The organism is Streptomyces sp. NPDC039736 (assembly GCF_055596485.1).
In genome coordinates, this window is record NZ_JBVIUQ010000009.1 from 1 (window position 1) to 20,694 (window position 20,694).

General features: G+C 71.6%; 17 protein-coding genes and 1 pseudogene. 7 read left to right on the top strand and 11 right to left on the bottom strand.

Annotated features, from left to right (window positions below; all coding sequences use genetic code 11):
- Window positions 1-1,296 precede the first annotated feature (1,296 nt).
- A complete protein-coding gene (locus ACZ56L_RS26315) occupies window positions 1,297-2,040 on the top strand; it encodes a DEAD/DEAH box helicase family protein (RefSeq protein WP_471066720.1) in 744 nt (247 codons plus the stop codon).
- Between the two features lie 67 nt (window positions 2,041-2,107).
- Here the strand turns inward: ACZ56L_RS26315 and ACZ56L_RS26320 are convergent, their stop codons facing one another.
- Together ACZ56L_RS26320 and ACZ56L_RS26325 are read right to left on the bottom strand one after the other, a co-directional pair.
- Window positions 2,108-2,857 (bottom strand): SGNH/GDSL hydrolase family protein, encoded by a 750-nt coding sequence (locus tag ACZ56L_RS26320; protein ID WP_471066722.1) that lies wholly within the window; start codon window positions 2,855-2,857, stop codon window positions 2,108-2,110.
- Between the two features lie 15 nt (window positions 2,858-2,872).
- Window positions 2,873-3,067, bottom strand: a complete 195-nt coding sequence (locus ACZ56L_RS26325) for a recombinase family protein (protein WP_401761723.1) — start codon at window positions 3,065-3,067, stop codon at window positions 2,873-2,875.
- A gap of 200 nt (window positions 3,068-3,267) precedes the next feature.
- Between ACZ56L_RS26325 and ACZ56L_RS26330 the strand changes: the two genes are divergently transcribed.
- Together ACZ56L_RS26330 and ACZ56L_RS26335 are read left to right on the top strand one after the other, a co-directional pair.
- Window positions 3,268-3,798: a phosphotransferase gene (locus tag ACZ56L_RS26330; protein WP_471066724.1), complete on the top strand. Its 531-nt coding sequence runs from the start codon at window positions 3,268-3,270 to the stop codon at window positions 3,796-3,798.
- 317 nt (window positions 3,799-4,115) lie between these two features.
- Window positions 4,116-4,325: pseudogene (locus tag ACZ56L_RS26335) on the top strand (ABC transporter permease); the annotation flags it as partial.
- Between the two features lie 81 nt (window positions 4,326-4,406).
- On the opposite strand, the gene ACZ56L_RS26340 reads toward ACZ56L_RS26335, so the two are convergent.
- Both ACZ56L_RS26340 and ACZ56L_RS26345 read right to left on the bottom strand, forming a co-directional pair.
- Window positions 4,407-5,180 (bottom strand): glycosyltransferase family 2 protein, encoded by a 774-nt coding sequence (locus ACZ56L_RS26340; protein ID WP_380837550.1) that lies wholly within the window; start codon window positions 5,178-5,180, stop codon window positions 4,407-4,409.
- A gap of 134 nt (window positions 5,181-5,314) precedes the next feature.
- The gene (locus tag ACZ56L_RS26345; protein ID WP_471066726.1) at window positions 5,315-6,139 is read right to left on the bottom strand and encodes a dienelactone hydrolase family protein; all 825 of its coding nucleotides are present in this window, start codon (window positions 6,137-6,139) and stop codon (window positions 5,315-5,317) included.
- Between the two features lie 95 nt (window positions 6,140-6,234).
- Here ACZ56L_RS26345 and ACZ56L_RS26350 point away from each other — a divergent pair, with 95 nt between their 5' ends.
- Entirely contained in the window at window positions 6,235-7,200 is a 966-nt protein-coding gene (locus ACZ56L_RS26350; protein WP_471066728.1) for a GlxA family transcriptional regulator, read from the top strand.
- 42 nt (window positions 7,201-7,242) lie between these two features.
- On the opposite strand, the gene ACZ56L_RS26355 is transcribed toward ACZ56L_RS26350, so the two are convergent.
- From ACZ56L_RS26355 to ACZ56L_RS26370, 4 genes are all read right to left on the bottom strand, one after another.
- Window positions 7,243-8,106 (bottom strand): geranyl diphosphate 2-C-methyltransferase, encoded by an 864-nt coding sequence (locus tag ACZ56L_RS26355; protein ID WP_380837542.1) that lies wholly within the window; start codon window positions 8,104-8,106, stop codon window positions 7,243-7,245.
- 85 nt (window positions 8,107-8,191) lie between these two features.
- A complete protein-coding gene (locus tag ACZ56L_RS26360; protein ID WP_471066730.1) occupies window positions 8,192-9,469 on the bottom strand; it encodes a family 2 encapsulin nanocompartment cargo protein terpene cyclase in 1,278 nt (425 codons plus the stop codon).
- Window positions 9,470-9,518: 49 nt separating this feature from the next.
- Entirely contained in the window at window positions 9,519-10,928 is a 1,410-nt protein-coding gene (locus tag ACZ56L_RS26365; RefSeq protein WP_471066732.1) for a family 2B encapsulin nanocompartment shell protein, read from the bottom strand.
- Window positions 10,929-11,227: 299 nt separating this feature from the next.
- Window positions 11,228-12,127, bottom strand: coding sequence for a TauD/TfdA family dioxygenase (locus ACZ56L_RS26370; RefSeq protein ID WP_471066734.1), 900 nt, complete (start codon window positions 12,125-12,127; stop codon window positions 11,228-11,230).
- Between the two features lie 294 nt (window positions 12,128-12,421).
- On the opposite strand from ACZ56L_RS26370, the gene ACZ56L_RS26375 reads away from it, so the two are divergent.
- Entirely contained in the window at window positions 12,422-13,384 is a 963-nt protein-coding gene (locus tag ACZ56L_RS26375) for a pyridoxal-phosphate dependent enzyme (RefSeq protein WP_468692051.1), read from the top strand.
- 141 nt (window positions 13,385-13,525) lie between these two features.
- Here ACZ56L_RS26375 and ACZ56L_RS26380 read toward each other — a convergent pair whose 3' ends face one another.
- Both ACZ56L_RS26380 and ACZ56L_RS26385 read right to left on the bottom strand, forming a co-directional pair.
- Window positions 13,526-14,707: an acyl-CoA dehydrogenase family protein gene (locus ACZ56L_RS26380; protein WP_345226268.1), complete on the bottom strand. Its 1,182-nt coding sequence runs from the start codon at window positions 14,705-14,707 to the stop codon at window positions 13,526-13,528.
- Between the two features lie 81 nt (window positions 14,708-14,788).
- The gene (locus ACZ56L_RS26385; RefSeq protein ID WP_471066736.1) at window positions 14,789-15,778 is read right to left on the bottom strand and encodes a GNAT family N-acetyltransferase; all 990 of its coding nucleotides are present in this window, start codon (window positions 15,776-15,778) and stop codon (window positions 14,789-14,791) included.
- Between the two features lie 290 nt (window positions 15,779-16,068).
- Here ACZ56L_RS26385 and ACZ56L_RS26390 point away from each other — a divergent pair, with 290 nt between their 5' ends.
- Both ACZ56L_RS26390 and ACZ56L_RS26395 read left to right on the top strand, forming a co-directional pair.
- Window positions 16,069-17,802 carry an MFS transporter gene (locus ACZ56L_RS26390; protein ID WP_471066738.1) on the top strand — a complete coding sequence of 578 codons (1,734 nt, stop codon included), beginning with the start codon at window positions 16,069-16,071 and terminating at the stop codon, window positions 17,800-17,802.
- A 73-nt stretch (window positions 17,803-17,875) separates the two neighbouring features.
- On the top strand, window positions 17,876-19,078 hold the full coding sequence (locus ACZ56L_RS26395; protein WP_471066740.1) for an MFS transporter: 1,203 nt from the start codon (window positions 17,876-17,878) through the stop codon (window positions 19,076-19,078).
- Between the two features lie 152 nt (window positions 19,079-19,230).
- Here the strand turns inward: ACZ56L_RS26395 and argG are convergent, their stop codons facing one another.
- The gene (argG, locus tag ACZ56L_RS26400) at window positions 19,231-20,688 is read right to left on the bottom strand and encodes an argininosuccinate synthase (RefSeq protein ID WP_345226259.1); all 1,458 of its coding nucleotides are present in this window, start codon (window positions 20,686-20,688) and stop codon (window positions 19,231-19,233) included.
- Window positions 20,689-20,694 lie beyond the last annotated feature (6 nt).

Genomic DNA, 20,694 nt, shown 5'->3' on the forward strand with positions numbered 1-20,694 from the left:
GTGCGCTCCGCGCCCTGCCAGCCCGGTATAGCCGGGCGGCTCCCTCCGCTCCGCGCCGGGAGCCCAGGGAAACCGGGCCGCTCCGCGCCCCGGCGGTCGCCCTCCGGCCGACCCGTGGCCTCCGCTTCGCTCCAGCCACCCGCTGGTAGCCCACCAACTCCCCCGCGGGGCAGGCGTGCCACGCTCCGCGCGGCCCACCCATGGATCTGCGGCTCGGGCAGCGGTGAGAGGGGCGGGCGTGTTGCACGGCTCCCTTCGAGTTCTGCTCGGAGGGAGCCGTGCAGGGTCCGCTGCGCTCCCTCCCGGCACATCCTCTCCTCGGGCTGGGCCCGGTGTGCTCACGCAGGCCGGGAAGCGGAGTTCAAGCGTGTACGTGGTCGGGGGTGGCGGCCCGCCGGGGTGCGGCGTGGTGTGCCGGGGTGCGTGGCGAGGCTTTTTGGACGCGATGCAGCCACCAGGAGGCGGTAGTGAGCAGGCCGGTGAAGACCACCACGAGGAACAGGGAGACCCACATCTGTCGGCTCCCGGGATGAGTCGACCCCGTCCAGAGCGCGATGGCCGCCCACAGCAGGGCTCCTGCTTGGTAGAAACCGCAGGTCCGGCGCAGTTGTCGTGCGGCCCGCAGGGACAAAGAGTGTTCGGTCTTCGGTGCCATGTTCATCCGTGTGCCCTTGATGTGTTGCGTCTACCGGGCGCGTAGGGGTGCTTCTGCCGGTCCCAGCTGCTAGGGCTGGCAGAAGCACCTCGCGGCCCGGATTCTTTTCGTTCTGGTCAGGGTCGCTGCCTGCCGTCTCCTTCAAAGACCCTTCGTGCAGCTACACCCTGGTCTCCAACCAGCCCTGCGTTGTCCGGCAGGCCCAGGACGCTGCCGCAGTGCTCGCATAGCTTCCCGTCTTCTGCAGGTGTGCCGCATGCCTTGCAGAACCGGTTTCCCTGCTGGTCTTCAGCCTTCTGGTTCATGGCGTCTCCGATACGGTGGTGGACAGTATTCGTATCCGCGTACCCATGACGTGCGTGTTGAGTCGTCTGTAATCTGATTCATTTTTTTCTTCAGATAGGCTCTGGAATGAGGTGCCTGCCAGGGTTCGAGCGGCAGGCATCTCGGGCCGGTGCCCTGTCCGAGAAAAGAAGTGCGGGATCTCGTGTGCGGGCGGCTTCGCTGTAGTCCTACTGGGCGGTGTCCATGGGCCTGTATGTGAGCCCCGGGCCGGGTGCAGGGACTCCCGCGGCCGAAGGAGAAGGGGGACATCGCAATGGCAGTCAGGGAACTACGTGCCCACCAGCGGGAAGCCGTGAATGCCGTATTGCGTGCTCTCGAATCTCCTACAGGCTCACTTGTACCCGAGCAAGAACTCCGGACCCAGGCCCAGGTCATCATGGCGACCGGATCTGGAAAAAGCGCCGAAGAGCTCCACACCCGACCGGGTACTGGCGCTCGTGCCCTCGGTGGACCTGCTCACCCAGACCGAGGCCACATGGCGCAAAGGAGGCCGCAGGAAACCGATAATCGGAGTGTCCTCCCTGCGGGGTGAAGAAGTGTCCCTCCCCAACACCACGGACATGGACGAGCTGGTGGAGTGGACGCGGGGTCTGGACAAGGTCACTGTCTACGCCACGTACGCCAGCCTCGGACTCGGCACACTGGAGCGGGCACACGCCAGGGGCCTTCCGGCCTGGGACCTAATCGTCGTGGACGAGGCCCACCGCGTCTCGGGCCGGATCGGAAAGCCCTGGGCCGTCGTCCACGACAACCAGAAGATCCCCTCCCTGCGCCGCCTCTACATGACAGCCACACCCCGGCTCTGGCAGCTCGGAGACAATGACGAGGCCGGCGCACCGGGTGAGCTGGCCGCGAGCATGGACAACAACCCCAAGGGCCCCTTCGGCCGCCGGGCGTTCACTTTGACGCTCTCAGAAGCCATCAACCGGGGAATCTACGCCCCCTACCAGGTCGTGTGCGTGGACATCACCGACACTCAGCTCCAAGTCGCCCAGCTTCTGGGTACTGAGGGCCGTTCGGCCGAAGTCCGCAGGGCCTGACTCGCCGCCCTGCAAAGCACCCTGGTGAAGGCATCGGCCGAAGAGGGCTTCCGCAGGACGCTAGCCTTCAGGGGAGACGCAGCAGGCCAGCGACCCGCTGATAGAGGGCCTGGTGTCCGGCGTCGTTGGGGTGGAAGCCATCGGTGGTGTAGCCACCGAAGGCCGGTTGCCCTGCCGGAAGCCGATGGGCGGGGACGTCATAGAGATCGGCGCACGGGACGAAGATCCCACCGTTCTCGGCCCAGCACTCCGCGAGGAGCTCGTCCCAGTACGCGACCCTGGAGACCGGGCGGGGGCAGTCCTCCGGGCTCCAGAGGAGCGTGCGGTCGCCCCAGACGCCGAGACCGACGACGACCGCGCCGGGGCTGGCGGCCGCGACTGCGGTGAAAAGTGCCCGGGCGGCGCTACGGGTGTCTTTGGGTGTGTAGACGTATCTGTTGTCCCGTCGCTCGCGGCAGTCGTTGGTGCCGAGGCCCACGACGACCAGATCGCATCCGAAAGGCACGGTGTCCACGGTCGCCAGGCAGGTCAGGCCCTGGCCGTCCCGTGAGGTGACGCCGTTGACGCGGGTGACCTGCCAGGTCTTCGACAGGCGGGCCTGCAACAGAGAAGTCCATGCCAGGTCGGCGCTGGAGGCAAAGCTGCCACGGCCGGTGATGCTGTCACCGATGACTCCGTAGACGAGTGGTTCCCCAGGGCCGGCCAGAGCACGCGGACGCTGCGCCACGGCGGCCCTGGCAGCCGTGCCGATGGTGAGGAGCGTAGCGGGGGTGGTGAGGGCGGCGGTGGTGAGCAGGGCGCGACGGCTGGGGTGCATGGGCATTCCTGACGTTCAGTAGGTGTCGGGCGGATCAGCGGGCCCGAACCGGGCCACCGTGCGTGCCTTACGGACCTCGGTGTCGAGGCCTTCCAGCGTTGACCGGCGGATGCTCTCCCGCTCGGTCTCCGCCATCGCCGCGAAGAACGCGAACAGCAGCTTCCCCGGCCCGATGGGGTCGTAGATGCCGGACAGGAGCCCGGCGGGCATCTCCAGGACGGGTATGAAGCAGTCGGCACCAACCCGGAGGAAAAATTCTGGTGCGGCTATGCGGCTAAAGGAAAAGTTCTCTGCGTAGAACAGGACATACTGAGACGCACCTTTTCCTTGGCCTTGCGTCCCGGTGTCGGCGCTTTTCCCACCTGGTCGGCGGCACGTCGATGGTCTGCGGCCATCGTGCAGGCCTATGAATGCGAGGAGCAGGGGCGGGCCGATCAAGTCGACGATCAGCTACCTGGCGGAGCATCGTCCGAAGCTGCCCGGCCGGAACCACGCGGCCCCACCGTCTGACCGCGACAGTTCACGGGGACCTGCACTTCGCGAACCTCACCATGGACGGGCCTGTTCTCCTCGACCTGGGGGGACACGACCTCGGGCCGGTTGGGTATGACGCGGCAACGCTGTACCTGTACGGGCTCCTCGCGCCGCACACCGCGGTACGGAGACCGAGGATCACTGTTTCGCCAGCGTCCTCATCGTCGAGACAGCACCCGACGGACGGCTCGACACGGTCGACTGCAGCTGTGTACGCCCTCGTTCCTGTCCGCCGAGGGGATGGCGAGGTCGTCCTGCCACCGGGAGCACTGCCAGGCGTGTTCGCCCACATACCTGGCAGGGCACCTCAGGCGGTTTCCTGCACGATCCCGCCCGGGGCGTGCCTACTGGTGGTCGCGGACGGGGTCACCGAGGCCCGGGACTCCCGGCCGAATTCTTCGACCTGAAGGAATTCCTCCGTCGGCAAGCTCCTGGCTCCTGCCCGTGCGACAGTGCGACCGCTCTGCTTGCAGCCCTGGCCGCCCACAACCGGGGCGTTCTTCCCGACGACGCCGTCTTGCGGCCTGCGGCACTGCCCGCCGCAGCCTGAAAGCGGTGTCGGCACCGGCGCGTCCAATCGCGGTGTGCACGCCGTCGCAGGCCCGGCCTACGGCCACGAGACCGCTCCGGGCCGGCCGACAGCTGTGGCCTACAGCTTCGAACGGGTTCGTGCGGCGGGCAGCCGCCCGGTATGGGAGGCAGCTCGAAAAGGTCCCCAGTAATTGTGGCCGAATCCCTGATGCTCTCGGGCCTCGGCGGGGTGGCGGGCGCGACCCTGGGCGTGGCGGCGACGGGCGGGTACGCGTACGTCGCCGGGCTGCCCTGGGTGGTGGGCGGTAGTTTCGGCGCGACGCTGGTGATCGGGACGGTGGCCGGGCTCCATCCGGCGGGCCGGACCTCCCGGCTGTCCCCGACGCCGGCGCTCCAGGCGTAGGAGAGGGGATGCCCGGGGGCCGGGGCGGCTTCGTCCCTCGGCCCCGGGCTTTCCGGGGATGCTGCTCGCGGGCCGGTCTGGTCAGATGCGGGAGTTGCGTACCGACTGCCAGACCGCGCCGGCCAGCGCCCGCGTCGCCCGCGGGACGGACAGGTGCTCGTGCTCCCGGTAGAGGGCCCAGTTGTACTGCACGAGGGAGAGCTTGTTGGAGGACAGCGAGCCCGCCTGCTGGGCCCGGTAGACGGCCAGGGGTTCGGCGAGGCCCCGGGCGTCGGCGCCGTCGCGCATGATGCTCAGCCACAGCGCGTAGTCCTGGCGCTTGCGCATCTGCGGCATCAGCCTCGTGCCGAGGGCGTTGCGGTCGTACATGGCGGTGAGGGCGCCGATGTGGTCCTGGACCAGCATGTCGCGGTAGGTGACGTGGGCCCGCGCCTGGATCACCCGTCCGTTCGGAATCCAGTCGGTGCTCTCGCCGGGGTAGGAGGCGTCCATCTTGAAGTAGGAGGTGAACGTCAGCGGGGCGGTGCCCTCCTGGGCGAAGGCGAGCTGCTTCTCGGTCTTCTCCGGGAGCCACATGTCGTCACTGTCGAGGAAGGCGATGTAGTCCCCGCGGGCCCGCTCCATCGCGAGGTTGCGGGCCCGGCCGGCGCCGCCCTGTTCGGGTGCGGTCCGCGGCAGGACGCGTTCGTCCTGCGCGGCGAACTCGCGCAGCAGTTCCATGGAGGCGTCGGTGGACCGGTCGTCGGTGACCAGCAGCTCCAGGTCGGTGTGGGTCTGGGTGAGCACCGACCGGACGGCCGCGCCGAGAGTGGCTGCCGAGTTGTAGACGGGCATGACGACAGACACCAGGGGCACAGCACTTCTCCTCGCAGACCAGGAACGACTGGTCTATTCAAGCACTGCGGCCGGGCGGGAGCCGCCACGCCCGTGGTCGTCGCTGATCATGGACTACGGATGCCCTTCCCGGTCGCGTGTGCGCACGCTTCCCCTTACTGGACGTGCGGCTTCAGCCGTTCCGCCAGGTGGGCCAGGATCTCGTCCCGGGCGCGGACGGTGGGGTGGCCCTCCTCGTCGACGAAGTGGGCCGTGACGACGCTGTGGGCGCAGCCGACGACGTCGCGGAAGAAGGGTGGGGGGTCGGGGTTCGCCGTCTCGGCCGCAAGCACGCGGCCGTCGAAGGCGTCGCCCAGCAGCTTCTGGTAGGCGGCGAAGCGTCGGCCCGTGCACCAGGCGTCGTTCTCGAAGCGGTAGGCGAGGACGGTGAGGCCGTCCCGTTCGACGCGGGCGGCGACGGCTGCGGCGTCCTCGTCGCTGAGTTCGAGGGCGCCGGGGTCGTCGAGCGGGAGGGAGGGGTGGTTGACGACGGGGGCGATGACGGCGGGTTCGAGGGCCATGGTCAGGGCGAAGTTGCCGGTGAAGCACAGGCCGACGGCGCCGACTCCCGGACCGCCGCACTCGGCGTGTGCCAGGCGGGCGAGGCCCCGCAGCCAGGCGGTGACGGGGCTGGTGCCGCCGCCGGCGAAGGCGCGGAACTCAGCGCTGACGCAGGCGCGGGCGACCACGGTGCGGCGGGCCTCGGCCAGGGGGTAGGCGCCGTCGACGCCGAAGAGGGAGGGCAGGTGGACGGTGAAGCCCGCGTCCCGGATCCAGCGGGCGAAGCGGGCGACGTCGGGGCTGATGCCGGGCATCTCGGGCATGAGGACGACCGCCGGTCCGGAACCGGCGACGTACACGGTCTTCTCCGTCCCGTCGACGGAAACGGTTCTCCGCGTGAAGTCGTCCAGGGGGTCGTGCTGTCCGCGTGTCAGGGGCATGGGAGTGATGGTGCGTGCCGGTGGCCGGTGCGGGGAAGCGGCGGCATCGCCAGGCTTCCCGGTAATCTCGCCACACCGGTGGCGGGAGGGGGAGCATGGGTGCGTTGCGGATCGGTGTGCTGGCCCATCCGGGTTGTTTCGCGTCCGAGGTGTACGGGGTGCCGGATGTGCTGACGATGGCCGGGCACGTCAGTGCCGTCGGGGAGGCGGCGTTCGACGTAACGGTCCTCTCGCCGCGGCGGCGGGTGACCGCGTCCGGTGGCACGAGGCTCGACGTGGCGGCGGTGCGGCCGGTGGACGTACTGGTCGTGCCGGGTTTCGAGCTGTCGCCGGCGCTCGATCTCGACGCGGCGCTGGGGCGGCTCGGGCCGGAGACGGCGGTCATCCGGGAGCGGGCGGCGGCCGATACGGCGGTCGTGTCGATCTGCGTGGGGGCTTTCCTGCTGGCCGAGGCCGGGTTGCTGAACGGGCGGGAGGCGACGACATCGTGGCTGTTCGCGGACCGGCTCGCCCGTCGGTATCCCGAGGTGCGGATGTGTCCGGAGAGGCTGGTGGTGACCGACCGGGGGGTGACGACGACCGCGGGTTTCAGCGCGATGTACGACTTCGCGCTCCAGCTCGTGCGCACGCATCTCGGCCCCGGCGTCGCCCGGAGTACCGCGCGCGTCGCACTGGTGGACGACGCACGGTCCACGCAGGCCCCGTACGTCGACGCGGCGCTGCTGCCGACGCCCGGCCTGGAGTTCTCGCTCGGCGTCAAGCGGTGGCTGGATCAGCATCTCGACGTCCGGTACGACCTGCCCGCGCTGGCCCGGGAGTTCCACGTCAGTACGCGCACCCTGCTGCGGCGATTCGGTGACGAGGCCAGTGAGTCGCCGCTGGCGTACTTGCAGGCGGCCCGGGTGCAGCGGGCGCGGCGGTTGCTGGAGAGCACCGACCGGAGCGTCGCGCGCGTCGCCGCCGATGTCGGCTACCGCGACGCCGGCACGTTCAGTTCCGTCTTCGCCCGGTACACGGGGCGGCGGCCGCGGGAGTACCGGGCGGCGTTCCAGCGCCGGTGATCCCCGGGGCCGCCTGGAGCGGGCCCCGGGGGCGGGGCGGGGTCAGACGCGGTCGGCGGCGATCAGGACGTACTGGAAGGAGCCGTCCTCGTACGCGTTGACGAACGCGTCCTCGATGCCCGTGACCAGGGACGACGTGGCCCGGAGCTTCCAGTAGGGCAGCGTGTCGGGGGTGAGGTCGATGACGGCCTGCGGGACGAGACGGTTGTCGGCCATGGCGCGCAGGTATTCGCGGCGGGAGTGGATGTTGCACTCGAAGTGGGCGTTGATCTGCGAGACCCACTTGGAGGGCTGGCCGTAGCGGGGGTTCCAGCAGCCGGTGATGGTGACGTAGCGGCCGCCGACCGCGAGGACGCGGGAGTGCTCGGCGAAGAGGTCGTGCAGGTCGACGTACATGCTGGACTCGTTGTTCCAGGAGCCCTGGGCCTGCCCGGTTTCGAAGGGCATGGTGAGCATGTTGCAGACCTGGGCGCGGACGTGGTCGTCGATGCCGAGTTCCTGGGCGCGCCGGTTGCCGAATTCGGCCTGCTTGGCGGAGAGGGTGACGCCCTCGACCGTGCAGCCGAAGCGCTGGTGGGCCATGACGCTGGTGCCGCCGCGGCCGCAGCCGGCGTCGATGAGGGTGTCGTCGCGGCCGATGTCGCCGAGGTGGTCCAGGAGGAGTTCGGCCTGGGCGGATTCGAGGCGGTGCAGCTCGGCGACGAGCTTCTTCTCGGCCTCGCTGTCCTGGGGGTCGCCCAGCGCCGTGTGGTCGACCTCGCCGATGCCGTAGTGGTGGTGGTACAGGCCGTCGACGTCGCCGAGGCGCAGGTTGACGGGCCGGGCCTCGCCGTCCCAGTAGCGGGCGATGTCGCCCTGGTAGGGGGTGGCGGGGGCGGGGACGAAGGCGGAGGTCGTGCTGGTCACAGATGATTCCGTTTCTGTTCGGTGAGTGGTGCGGCTCGATGTGCTGTGCGGTGCCGCTCGCTGCGCGGTGGCGGGTGCGGGCCCGTCACCAGAAGTCGGGCAGGGTGTAGCGGTAGGTGTTGGTGCAGTGCCAGCGGTGGTTGCCGTCGACCCAGGCGGCGACGCCGCGCAGGAAGCGCTGCACGCTCGGTACGGGGCAGGCGGCGGTCAGGGCGGCGGCCTCGGACTCGAAGGTGTGCATGAGGTCGTTGTGGACCTCGACGGCCTTGAGGTAGGCGTCGCGTTCGGAGAGGTCCTCCCGTTCGGCGAGGACCACCGGCAGGTTCAGGTGGATGCCGGGGGCGTCGAGTTCCTTCGTGTACGAGTAGAGGTCGTTGACAATCGTGGTGGCGTTGCCCGCGAGCGCGATGACGCGCTGCATGGCGGGCTGGGCGTGCAGGTCGGCGGGGAGTTCGTAGCCGCCGACGGTGTCGGTGATGGTGGGGCAAGGGCGGAAGTTGTTGAACTGGCGCATCGCCAGGTACTCCCACACCTCCGGTACTCGTTCCTCCAGGGCCCAGGCGGCTTCGGCGAGGTAGCCCAGGTGGAGGCGGGCCATGTCGTGGCGGAGCCGGTCGGCCTGGGAGGCGGTGGCCGCCTTGGCGAAGTGCTCCATGGCGGAGCGGTAGGCGCGGCGGGGGGCGTCCGCGTGCAGGGACCGGGCCCAGCCACCCGCGTACTCCGTGGTCGTGTGCAGGGGGTCGAGGGCGGTGTGCGCCAGAAGCAGGCGTTCGCCGAGGCCCACGGGCGAGCCGCCGTGGTCCTCGCAGTAGCAGTCGTCGACGGCGTTCTCGGCGACCATCAGGCGGGTGGCGAGCATCAGGTGGTCGACGGTGGGGGCGTCCGGGTGGCAGCCGACCATGTAACCGGCGACGGAGAAGCCGTCGAACTCCTCCTCCCAGTCGTCGGGGTAGAGGTCGATCTCGTCCATCGCCCAGTCCTTGATCCGGCGGCTGACCTCGGCCACGCGTACGGGATCGGGCTCGGGCACCGGATGGAAATAGAGGCCGGGAATGGGGCGGCCGGCGGGCTGTGCCGGGGGCGGTGGGGCCGGAGCGGTCGCGGTGGTCAGGCGCAGGCCGGAGGTGCCGAGGCCGCTGGGGCCGTGCGGGAGGTGCGGGGTGGGCGGCGGAGGTGTGGCGGCGTCGGGGGCCGCGGGCGTCGCGGGTGACCGCGGCAGGGAGGGTACGAGCGCAGGGCCCCCGGTGGCCGCGGTCGCGAGGCCGAGGGCGCGGGCCGCCGCTTCGGCGAGGACGTGCACCCCGGGGTGCGCGGCGGCCTCGGGCACGTTCGGCTGCGCGGGGGTCGGGTCGGGCACGGGCATGGGGCTCCTTGTCCGAGGGGGCGGGGGGCGGGGCGGGCCGGGGAGCCGGTCAGGTGCGCCAGTGGCCGATCTGGACGTTCTCCAGCACGCCGAGGGCGTCCGGGACGAGGACGGCGGCCGAGTAGTAGGTGGTGACCAGGTAGGAGAGCAGGGCCTGTTCGTTGATGCCCATGAAGCGGACGGAGAGGCCCGGTTCGTACTCGTCGGGCAGGCCGGTCTGGTGGAGGCCGATGACGCCCTGGTCGTCCTCGCCGGTGCGCATGATGAGGATGGAGCTGGTGTTGTCGTCGGCGATCGGGATCTTGTCGCAGGGCAGGATCGGCACGCCGCGCCAGGCCCGCACCGGCTCTCCGCCGAGGTCGACCTGGTCCGGGCAGAGGCCGTGGGCGTTCCACTCGCGGCCGATCGCCGCGATCGTCCTGGGGTGGGCGAGGTAGAACTTGGACCCCCGTCGGCGGCACAGGAGTTCGTCCAGGTCGTCGGGGGTGGGCGGGCCGGTGCGGGGCTGGATGCGCTGCTTGAAGTCGGCGTTGTGCAGGAGTCCGAACTCCCGGTTGTTGATGAGCTCGTACTCCTGGCGCTCCCGCAGCGCGTGCACGGTGAGCCGCAGTTGCTCGGAGGTCTGGTGGAAGGGGCCGTTGTAGAGGTCGGCGACGCGGGAGTGGACGCGCAGGACGGTCTGCGCGACGGAGAGTTCGTACTCGCGGGGCCGGGCCTCGTAGTCGGCGAACGCGCCGGGCAGTGCGTGTTCGCCGGTGTGGCCGGCGGACAGGGCGATCTCGGCCTCGCCCTTGTGGTTCTGGCGCTGGCGCGGCAGCGACCGGATCCGTTCGATGTGCGTGTGCAGGGCGGGAGCGGAGGCACGCACGGACTCGAAGGCGTCGCGGGTCAGGGTGAGCAGGGTGCCGGCGGTCTCGGCGGTGGCGGTGTACTCCCACCGGGCATCGGAGTCCAGGAGGGCCTGGTCGCCGAAGCGTTCGCCGTCGGCGAGTACGGCCAGTTCCTGCTCGTCGCCGTACTTGCCGGCGGCCTTCTTGCTGATGCGGCCGTGGGCGATGAGGTGGAGCCGGTCGGCGGGGGCGCCCCGTTCGACGAGCGTCTCGCCCGCGCGGAAGTCGCGCTGCTCGCAGCGGTCGGCGAGCGCGGTCAGGACGTCCTCGTCGTCGAAGCCGCGCAGCAGGGCGAGTTCGCCGAGTTCGCGGGGGATGACGCGCACGTGGGCGCCGTCCTGGACGAATTCGACGCGCCCGTCGCCGACGGTGTACGTCAGGCGGCGGTTCACCCGGTACGCCCCGCCCTTGGTCTCCACCCAGGGGAGCATCCGCAGCAGCCAGCGGGAGGTGATCTCCTGCATCTGCGGGGCGGACTTGGTGGTGGTGGCGAGATTGCGGGCGGCACCGGTGCTCAGGGCCTGCTGGGGTGTCTCCACGTGCCGTTCGGGGCTCGTTTCCACGCTCATCGGGCGGCTTCTCCTTGGGCAGGTCGACTCGGTGGGGTGCCGGTGGGGTACGCCCGCCCGGCGGGCAAAGGGGTGAAAGGGGGGTCAAAGGCCGGGGAATCGGCCCGGACACCGTGGAACAGTAGCCATGGGTGCGGCCCTTCGGCCCGCGAAATCCGGTGACATTAACTCGATACGATGATCGCGCCCGCGGAATGTTTGCCTTGGGGACGACGTGATTCGGCCACGTCGAAGCGGACTTCCCCCTCGGCTCCGGATCGCTTCGGCGGAGTCCGGCGGGATGCCCCCGGGAACGGCGGTCAGTCCGCCCAGGACCGGGTCAGGCAGCGTCGGCGCGGCGGGTCGGGGTGGTCGGTGAAAGCGGTACGGCCGTGCAGTACGGCGGTGTTGTCGAGCAGGAGGAGGTCACCGCGGCGAAGGGGCACCCGGAGGGCGAGGTCCTGGCCGGCGAGCACGCCGTCGAAGGCGTCGAGGGCGCGGGTCCGGGCCTCGCCGAGCGGGACGCCCGCCGCGTGGTGGCCGCGTTCGATCTGGTGCCTGTTGTAGTGGACGGCGAGCCGGCCGTCGTGGCGGGCGAAGACGGGGCCGGTGCGTGCGAGGCCGGGTTCCGCGCCGAAGTGGAAGTCCGCGTACAACGCGGCCAGTTGGCCGGGGGGACGGGCCGTGAGCCTGTCGTGCACGGTGGCGGCGCTGATCAGCAGTGAGGCGCCGCCGGTCGGCGCGGGCCGCACGCACAGCAGGGCGAGGAAGTGCGGGGGGCCGGGCGGACCGGCACGGTCGGTGTGGGGGGCGAGTGCCGGGACTTCGGGCATGGGGTCCTGGGTGTCCGCGGGGCCCGTGGGGGCGGCCGGCGGCGGGACCGTGGCGAGGTGGGCGGTGCTGAGCAGGTGGTCCCCGGGTGCGGCGGATTCGTGGGGGCGCGGGGTGCCCGCCAGCGCGGCGATCCGTCGGCCGAGTTGCGCGCAGGCCTGGTCGTCGAGCCCGTCCAGCCGCAGGCCGCGCAGCACGGCGAATCCCGGCCCCTCGCGCAGGGCGGCGAGCAGGCGGGCGGCCGGGCCGGGTGGCAGGCACGTGGGGGCCGGTGGGGCAGTGGGGACCGTCGCGGGACGGGCGTCGGGCAGGTGGATCAGCCAGTCCCGCTCGCTCAGGGCTGCCGGTTCCCACGCGTGCGGTCCTGAGGCGGCGACGAACTTCCCCATGAGCACCCCTGGCGTCGTGCGGTCAGGAACCACGAGGGCATCCCTTCCCCGCCCGGCAGCGGCGAAGCGCCACCGGGCCGGGGAGCGGACGCACCGGTGGGTCGGCGTGCGCGGCGGCATGTGCGCGGGCGCCCTCCCCGACGGCATGCCGCGGGAGGGACGCAGCGGGCTTCCCGGTCGCTCGTCCCTCCCCGCCCTCCGGGAACACCGCTGCGGGGCAAGGACGTTGTACCGGCGCACCACTGTGACGTACCGGAAGACGCCCCTCATCGAGCTCCCGAGCGAAGGACACAGATGACCCTCCCCATCACTCTGGACGACGTACGCGACGCCGCCGCCCGGCTGAAGGGTGCCGTGCACCGCACTCCCGTGCTGCGTTCGCGCACGCTGGACGAGCTGGTCGGCGCCCAGGTGCACCTGAAGTGCGAGAACTTCCAGCGGATCGGCGCCTTCAAGATCCGTGGTGCGTACAACGCGATCTCCCGGCTCTCTCCCGGACAGCTCGCCAAGGGGGTGGCGGCCTTCTCGTCCGGCAACCACGCGCAGGCCGTCGCGCTGGCGGCCCGGGAGCTCGGGACGAGCGCGGTGATCCTCATGCCCGAGGACGCCCCGAGGTCGAAGGTGGAGGCGACTGTCGGGTACGGGGCGGAGGTCGTCACGTACGACAGGTACGCGGGTGACCGGATCGCGCTCGGCAGCACCCTGGCGGCGGAACGCGGGCTGGCGCTCGTCCCGCCGTACGACCATCCGCACGTCATGGCCGGTCAGGGCACGGTCGCGCTGGAGCTGGTCGAGGAGAGCGGCGAACTCGGGGCGCTGGTGTCCCCGGTGGGCGGCGGCGGCCTCATCGCGGGGAGTTCCACGGTGGTCAAGGGGCTGTACCGGAACACCCGGGTGGTCGGGGTCGAGCCGGAGGCGGGGGACGACACCAAGCGGTCGCTGGAGGCGGGACGGCGGGTCACGGTGCCGGTGCCGCGCACCATCGCCGACGGGCAGGCGATCCAGAGTCCGGGCGAGCTGACCTTCGCGGTCAACCGGCAGTTGGTGGACGAGGTGGTGCTGGTGACGGACGACGAGATCCGGGAGGCGATGCGGTTCGCCTTCGAGCGGCTGAAGATCGTCGTGGAGCCGAGCGGGGCGACCGGGCTCGCCGCGCTGCTGGCGGGGCGGATCGGGGACCTGCCGGACCGGGTGGGCGTGATCGTGTCCGGTGGGAACATCGACGCCCGGCGCTTCGCGGAGCTGTGCGCGCGTTGAACAGGCCGGCCGGGAGGGTCCGGGCGTCGGCGGGAGCGCCGGGGGCCGTCCGGGCGGCGGCCCGCGCCCCCGGCGCCACTCCCCCGGCGGCCGGGGTCGTGGCCGAGCCGGGGGCGGGGGCCCGGGCCGGCCGCGCGGGTTTCAGACGAACGCGCCGAGGCCGGTCACCGCGCGCCCCGTGATCAGGGTGTTGATCTCCCGGGTGCCTTCGTACGAGTAGAGGGCCTCGGCGTCGGCGACGAAGCGGCCGATGCCGTAGTCGAGGACGATGCCGTTGCCCGCGAGGAGTTCGCGGCCCCAGCCGACGACTTCGCGCATCCGGGTCGTGCAGTGCGCCTTGGCCATGGCGGAGTGTTCGTCGCGGAAGGTGCCCGCGTCCTCCAGCTGGGCGAGCCGTACCACCATGCCGAGGCAGGAGGTGGCGTCGCTGAGCATGCGCACCAGGAGGTCCTGCACGAGCTGGAAGCGGGCGACGGGGCCGCCGAACTGCTCGCGTTCGCGGGTGTAGTCGAGGGCGATGCGGTAGGCGGCGAGCATCACCCCGACGGCTTCCCAGGCGACGCCGCTGCGGGTGTGGCGCAGGACGTCGGCGGTGTCGCGGAAGCCGTTCGCCTCCTGGAGGCGGTTCTCCTCGGGAACGCGGCAGTCGGTGAGGACGATGTCGGCGTTCTCGACGGTGCGCAGGGCGATCTTGTTCTCGATGAGGGTGGCGCGGAAGCCGGGGGTGGCGGTGTCGACGACGAAGCCCCGGACGCCGCCGTCCTCGCCCTCCTCGCGGGCCCAGACGACCACGAGGTCGGCGAAGGTGGCGTTGCCGATCCATCGCTTCTGGCCGTTGAGGACCCAGGTGTCGCCCTCGCGGCGGGCGGTGGTGCGCAGGCCCAGCGCGACGTCGGAACCGCCCTGCGGTTCGGTGAGGGCGAACGCGCCGACCTTCTCCATGCGGCCCATCGCGGGGAGCCAGCGCTCGCGCTGCTCCGGGGAGCCGCAGCGGGCGATGCTGCCCATGGCGAGGCCGGAGTGCACTCCGTAGAAGGTGGCCAGGGAGGCGTCGACGCGGGCCATCTCCAGCGCGACGAAGCCGTTGAGGAGGCTGCTGGCGGGGGTGTCCGTGCATTCCTCGTAGGCCATGCCCGCAATGCCGAGCTCGCCGTAGCGCGGGATCAGGTGGTGGGGGAAGGACGCCTTGCCCCACCAGGTGTCGGCGTGCGGGGCGACCTCGTCGCGCAGGAACTCGCGGACCCGGTGGAGGGTCTCGCGCTCCGTGTCGTCGAGGAGTTCCTCGAATCGGTACAGGTCCTCTTCCAGCAGGTTGTCTGCCATGCGTCCGCCTCCACGACCGTTCGGTGAGCCAAGGTGCCCGACCTCGTACCCGGTGATCCATTGGGGATGCGCGCGCCGCCCTCAGAGGGGTCGCGCGTACGTCACGGACTCGCGGTCGGCCACGAATCCGGTCTGTTCGTAGAAGCCGAGCGCGCCGCTGGGGTTCGCGGTGTCGACCGTGAGCGAGGCTGTCTCGTACCCGGCGTCGGCGGCCGCGCGCAGCAGGTCGGCGAGCAGGGCGGGGGCCGCGCCCCGGCCGCGCCAGGCCCTGCGCGTACCGAGGTAGCCGACGTGGCAGTCGCGGCTGCCGGTCGCCCTGGTGTCCGCCTCGTTCTCCTCCGCCAGGAGGTAGGCCACGACCTCGTCGCCCGCGACCAGCAGCCGGGACAGGGCGGGCCGGAAGGCGCTGACGCCGGTCACCCAGGTCTTCCAGTCGGCGGCGTCGAGGCGGGCGAAGTCCCAGTGGTCGCGGAAGGCGTCGTTGTGCGCGAGCCGGGCGCCTTCGTCGTACGCGGTGTCGTACGGGACGATGCGGGTGCCCTCGGGGGCGGGGCGCGGCTCCTGGAGGTCCTGGAGCGGGTGCTTCATGAAGAACCACCAGCGGACGGGTGTGAAGCCGCACGCGGCGGCCAGCTTGCGCAGTCCCTCGTCCCGCGCTGTGCCGCCGAGGAGGAGTTCGCCGTTCAGGGCGGAGAGTTCCGCGTCGGCCGCGTACCGTTCCCGCGCGCGGTCGTGGAGCCAGGTGACGAGCCGGGTGCCGATGGAGCGCCTGCGCCAGTCGGGGTGCACCGCGGCGTCCGCGCCGAAGCGTGCCGCGTCGACCGCGCCGTGCGGGGTGTGCAGGAGGGCGTACGCGACCATGCGCGGCCCCTCCCAGAGGGCGAGGCTGTCCTGCCGGAGGTCGAGTTTGGGGTCGTCGAGGGCTTCGGCGAGTTCGGCGGCGCCGACGTGTTCGCCGGTGCGGTCGGTGCGTTCGACGGCTTCGTGGAGTTCCGTCCAGGCGGGGACCGCGTCCTCGGTGAGGGGGCGGGTTTCCAGGCCCTCCACGGTGATGGCGTGCTGTCCCTGCATGGTCTGCCGTCCTTTCGGGTGCGAGCGCCCCGGTGGGGTGCCCCGGGGCCTGGAACGATCAAATCATCATCAGGACAAGGACGGCATTTCGGGGCAGTGCGGCAGGCTCCCGGGGCGGCCGGCCACGGTGCGCGGTCAACGGACGGTCAAGGACGCGGTCGCAGGGGAATCCTCGGAATAGTCGCCCCAGGAAACAGGTTCGAGTGGCACGTACCCTGTCGGCGACTCCTGGCCGGCCCCCGGCCTGCTGCCCGTTCCCGCCCGAGACCGCTCCCCGGAGGCCCCTTCCCATGCCACAGCCGACGACTTCCACTCGCCGGACGGGCGGCGTCGTCCCTGTCCTCGCCTTCGCCGGAATCGTCGTCGCGGTCATGCAGACCCTGCTCGTACCGGTGATCAAGGACCTGCCCGCGCTCCTCGGCACCTCCCCCTCGAACGCCACCTGGGTCATGACGGCGACCCTGCTGGCCGGCGCCGTGGCCACGCCGGTCATGGGCCGGCTCGGCGATCTCGCGGGCAAGCGCAGGATGCTGGTCACCAGCCTGGCGGTCATGGTGGTGGGGTCGCTGATCTGCGGTCTCACCGATCAGTTGCTGGTGATGATCGCGGGCCGGGTGCTCCAGGGCTTCGCCATGGGCGCCATTCCGCTCGGCATCGGACTGATGCGCGACATGCTGCCCCCGGAGAAGCTGGGCTCGGCCATGGCGCTGATGTCCTCCTCCATCGGCGTGGGCGGCGGGCTCGCGCTGCCGGTCGCCGCCCTCGTCGCCCAGCACGCGAACTGGCACGCGCTGTTCTTCGGCGCGGCCGGGCTCGGCGTCCTGTCGATCCTGCTGACGCTCCTCGTCGTCCCGGAGAGTCCGCTGCGCGCCCGGGGCAGCTTCGACGTGCCCGGGGCCCTCGGCCTCACGCTGGGCCTGGTCCTGCTCCTGCTGCCCCTCACCAAGGGCAGCGACTGGGGCTGGGGCAGCGGCACCACGCTGGGCCTGTTCGGCGCGGCCCTCCTGGTGCTTCTCGGGTGGGGCGTGCTGGAGCTGCGGCTGAAGGCCCCGCTGGTCGACCTGCGCACCTCCGCCCGGCGCGAGGTGCTGCTCACCAACCTCGCCTCGGTCATGGTCGGTGTCGCCTTCTACGCGATCTCGCTGGTGCTGCCCCAGCTCCTCCAGCTTCCGTCCGCGACCGGGCACGGGCTCGGCCAGTCGATGGTCGTGGCGGGGCTGTGCGTGGCCCCGCTCGGCCTGACGATGATGTTCACCGCCCCCGTGTACGCCCGTCTCTCGGCGCGGTTCGGGCCGAAGGTCACGCTGATCCTCGGGCTGCTGGTCATCGCGATCGGGTACGGGGCCGGGCTCGGCCTGATGAGCGCCGCCTGGCAGACCGTCGTCGTCTCGGTGGTCGTCGGCGCGGGCATCGGGCTCGCCTACTCCTCGCTGCCCGCGCTCATCATCGGGGCGGTCGACCCGTCCGAGACGGGCGCGGCCAACGGGCTCAACACCCTGATGCGGTCGATCGGCACCTCGGTGTCGTCGGCGGTCATCGGCATGGTGCTGGCCGACACGGCCGACCACGTGGGCGGGGTGGCGGTGCCCACCCTGCACGGCTTCCGCCTCTCGTTCCTGATCGCGGCCGGTGCGGTCGTCGCCGGTGTGCTGCTCGCGCTGTTCCTGCCCGGCCGTCGCGGGCCGGCCGGGCAGTTGCGGGCCGGCAGCGAGCAGGACGCGGTCCTCGCGCGGGCCGAGGAGGCCCTCGCGGCCTTCCGGGGCAGGGTCGTGGGTGCGCAGGGCGCACCCGTCGCCCGCGCCCGGGTGACCCTGCTCGACCGGGGCGGACGCCGGGCCGGGACCGCCGTGACCGACGCGGCGGGCCGGTACGTGCTCGCGGTCCCGGCGCCGGGCTCGTACATCCTCGCGGCGAGGGCCCCCGGTCACGCTCCGCGTGCGGCGGCGGCCACCCACTCCGGGGAGGACCGGACTGTACACCTGGACCTGGCGCTGGAGGCCGCCGAGGAGGTCGCCCCGGGGTAGGGACGCGGGCCCGGGTACCGCGTACGGCCCACTCCCCCGCGACCGCGGGCCCCGCGGCTCCTTCACTGGAGGGATGGACCATGCACCCGAGCCCGCGGCCGTCCGGCCCCCGGCCGCCGCGTACCGGAATCTGCTCGTGGCCACGCTGGGGTTCACGCTCACCTTCTGGGCGTGGGACCTGATCGCTCCGCTGGCGGCCGACTACCGGGACCGGCTGGGGCTCAGTTCGTTCCAGCAGTCGCTGCTGGTGGCGGTGCCGGTGCTGGTGGGGTCGGTGGGGCGCATCCCGGCGGGCGCGCTGACCGACAGGTTCGGCGCGAAGCTGATGTTCCCGCTGGTGTCCGCGCTGACGATCGTGCCGGTGCTGCTGCTGATTCCGGCGCGGGACAGCTATCTCATGCTGCTGTTGGTCGGGTTCCTGCTGGGGCTGGGCGGAACGACGTTCGCGATCGGGGTTCCGCTGGTCAACTCATGGTTCCCGCCCTCCCGCAGGGGGTTCGCGCTGGGCGTGTTCGGCATGGGCACGGGCGGGGTGGCGCTGTCCGGGTACTTCACGCCGCGGATCGCGGCACACGGGGAGAATCTGCCCTTCGTGGTGGTGGCCGTGGCGCTCGCCGTCTTCGCCGTGCTGGCGGCCGTGCTGCTCACGGACCCGCCGGACCGCACGGTGCCGACGGCCTCGCTCGCCTCCCGGCTGGGGCGGGCGGGCAGACTGCGGGTGACGTGGGAGCTGTCGGCGCTGTACGCGATCGGGTTCGGCGGTGTGGTCGCGTTCGGCGTGTACCTGCCGACGTATCTGAAGACCTGGTACGAGCTGTCGCCGACCGACGCGGGCACCAAGGCCGCCGGGTTCGCCCTGGTCACGGTGGTCTTCCGGCCGATCGGCGGGCGGTTGTCGGACCGCTTCCACCCGGCCGCGGTGACGGCGGGCGCGCTGGCGGCGGTGGCGGTGTTCGCCGTCGTGCAGGCCTTCGACCCGGCGCTCGGGCCGCTGGGAACGATCGCGCTGCTGTCGATGGCGGCGGGGCTCGGGGCGGCGGGCGGCAGCGTCTTCGCGCTGGTGGCGCAGGTGACTCCGCAGGCCCAGGTGGGCAGTGTGACGGGCATCGTCGGGGCGATGGGCGGGCTCGGCGGGTTCCTGCCGCCGTTGCTGATGGGCGCGATCTACAGCGCCAAGGACTCGTACTCGATCGGTTTCATGCTGCTGTCGGACCTGGCGCTGGCCGGGTGCGTGTACGCGTACGAGCGGATGCGCGTCCGGCGTCCCTCGCCATAGCCCTGTAGTCCCTGTAGTCCCCCGTAGTCCCGCGCGGCCGTGGCACTTGTCCGGGGGCCCGTACGGAGGCGCTTGCCGCACCGCGTCACGCCGTGAGGCCCCGCCGGACGGCGTGCGCGTCCGACGGGGCCTCACGGCCGGGGCGGGCAGGATCAGTCCGTGCCGAACTCCATGGCGGCGCGGTCCAGCGCCTCGTCCTCGGCGGAGACCTCGCCGCGCGAGGCGATGGCCTGCGCCCCGCCCTCCGGCATGTCCGGCATCGACGAGCCGATCAGACCGGTCGAGGCGGCCTGGGCCGCGCCGATCGCCGGGTCGGAGGAGCCGATCAGGCCGAGGCCCGCGTACTGCTCCAGCTTGGCGCGCGAGTCGGCGATGTCGAGGTTGCGCATGGTGAGCTGGCCGATCCGGTCGACCGGTCCGAAGGCCGAGTCCTCGGTGCGCTCCATGGACAGCTTGTCCGGGTGGTACGAGAAGGCCGGGCCGGTGGTGTCGAGGATCGAGTAGTCCTCGCCGCGCCGCAGCCGCAGCGTCACCTCGCCGGTGACGGCCGCGCCGACCCAGCGCTGAAGGGACTCGCGGACCATCAGCGCCTGCGGGTCCAGCCAGCGGCCCTCGTACATGAGGCGGCCGAGCCGCCGGCCCTCGTTGTGGTACTGGGCGAGGGTGTCCTCGTTGTGGATGGCGTTGACGAGGCGTTCGTAGGCCGCGTGCAGTAGGGCCATGCCGGGGGCCTCGTAGATGCCGCGGCTCTTGGCCTCGATGATCCGGTTCTCGATCTGGTCGGACATGCCCATGCCGTGGCGGCCGCCGATGGCGTTGGCCTCCATGACGAGGTCGACGGCGGAGGCGAACTCCTTGCCGTTGATCGTGACCGGGCGGCCCTGCCGGAAGCCGATCGTCACGTCCTCGGCGGCGATCTCGACGGAGGGGTCCCAGAACCGGACGCCCATGATGGGGTCGACGGTCTCGACGCCCGTGTCGAGGTGCTCCAGGATCTTGGCCTCGTGGGTGGCGCCCCAGATGTTGGCGTCCGTGGAGTACGCCTTCTCGGTGGAGTCCCGGTAGGGCAGGTCGTGGGCGAGGAGCCACTCCGACATCTCCTTGCGGCCGCCGAGCTCGGTGACGAAGTCGGCGTCGAGCCAGGGCTTGTAGATCCGCAGGTGGGGGTTGGCGAGCAGGCCGTAGCGGTAGAACCGCTCGATGTCGTTGCCCTTGTAGGTGGAGCCGTCGCCCCAGATCTGGACGTCGTCCTCCAGCATCGCCCGCACCAGCAGGGTGCCGGTCACGGCGCGGCCCAGCGGGGTGGTGTTGAAGTAGGCGCGGCCGCCGGAGCGGATGTGGAACGCGCCGCAGGCGAGTGCGGCCAGGCCCTCCTCGACCAGTGCGGCGCGGCAGTCGACCAGGCGGGCCAGCTCGGCGCCGTAGGCCTGGGCGCGGCCGGGCACCGAGGCGATGTCGGGCTCGTCGTACTGGCCGATGTCGGCGGTGTAGGTGCACGGGACGGCACCCTTGTCGCGCATCCAGGCGACCGCGACGGAGGTGTCGAGACCACCGGAGAAGGCGATGCCGACGCGCTCGCCGGCGGGGAGGGAGGTGAGGACCTTAGACATAGGAAG

Excerpts from the sequence above, each read along its gene's own strand:
- ACZ56L_RS26315 (WP_471066720.1), top strand. The coding sequence starts at position 1,297 with ATGCCGTATTGCGTGCTCTCGAATCTCCTACAGGCTCACTTGTACCCG.
- ACZ56L_RS26320 (WP_471066722.1), bottom strand. The coding sequence starts at position 2,857 with ATGCACCCCAGCCGTCGCGCCCTGCTCACCACCGCCGCCCTCACCACC.
- ACZ56L_RS26325 (WP_401761723.1), bottom strand. The coding sequence starts at position 3,067 with ATGCCCGCCGGGCTCCTGTCCGGCATCTACGACCCCATCGGGCCGGGG.
- ACZ56L_RS26330 (WP_471066724.1), top strand. The coding sequence starts at position 3,268 with ATGCGAGGAGCAGGGGCGGGCCGATCAAGTCGACGATCAGCTACCTGG.
- ACZ56L_RS26345 (WP_471066726.1), bottom strand. The coding sequence starts at position 6,139 with ATGCCCCTGACACGCGGACAGCACGACCCCCTGGACGACTTCACGCGG.
- ACZ56L_RS26350 (WP_471066728.1), top strand. The coding sequence starts at position 6,235 with ATGGGTGCGTTGCGGATCGGTGTGCTGGCCCATCCGGGTTGTTTCGCG.
- ACZ56L_RS26360 (WP_471066730.1), bottom strand. The coding sequence starts at position 9,469 with ATGCCCGTGCCCGACCCGACCCCCGCGCAGCCGAACGTGCCCGAGGCC.
- ACZ56L_RS26365 (WP_471066732.1), bottom strand. The coding sequence starts at position 10,928 with ATGAGCGTGGAAACGAGCCCCGAACGGCACGTGGAGACACCCCAGCAG.
- ACZ56L_RS26370 (WP_471066734.1), bottom strand. The coding sequence starts at position 12,127 with ATGGGGAAGTTCGTCGCCGCCTCAGGACCGCACGCGTGGGAACCGGCA.
- ACZ56L_RS26375 (WP_468692051.1), top strand. The coding sequence starts at position 12,422 with ATGACCCTCCCCATCACTCTGGACGACGTACGCGACGCCGCCGCCCGG.
- ACZ56L_RS26380 (WP_345226268.1), bottom strand. The coding sequence starts at position 14,707 with ATGGCAGACAACCTGCTGGAAGAGGACCTGTACCGATTCGAGGAACTC.
- ACZ56L_RS26385 (WP_471066736.1), bottom strand. The coding sequence starts at position 15,778 with ATGCAGGGACAGCACGCCATCACCGTGGAGGGCCTGGAAACCCGCCCC.
- ACZ56L_RS26390 (WP_471066738.1), top strand. The coding sequence starts at position 16,069 with ATGCCACAGCCGACGACTTCCACTCGCCGGACGGGCGGCGTCGTCCCT.
- ACZ56L_RS26395 (WP_471066740.1), top strand. The coding sequence starts at position 17,876 with ATGGACCATGCACCCGAGCCCGCGGCCGTCCGGCCCCCGGCCGCCGCG.
- argG (WP_345226259.1), bottom strand. The coding sequence starts at position 20,688 with ATGTCTAAGGTCCTCACCTCCCTCCCCGCCGGCGAGCGCGTCGGCATC.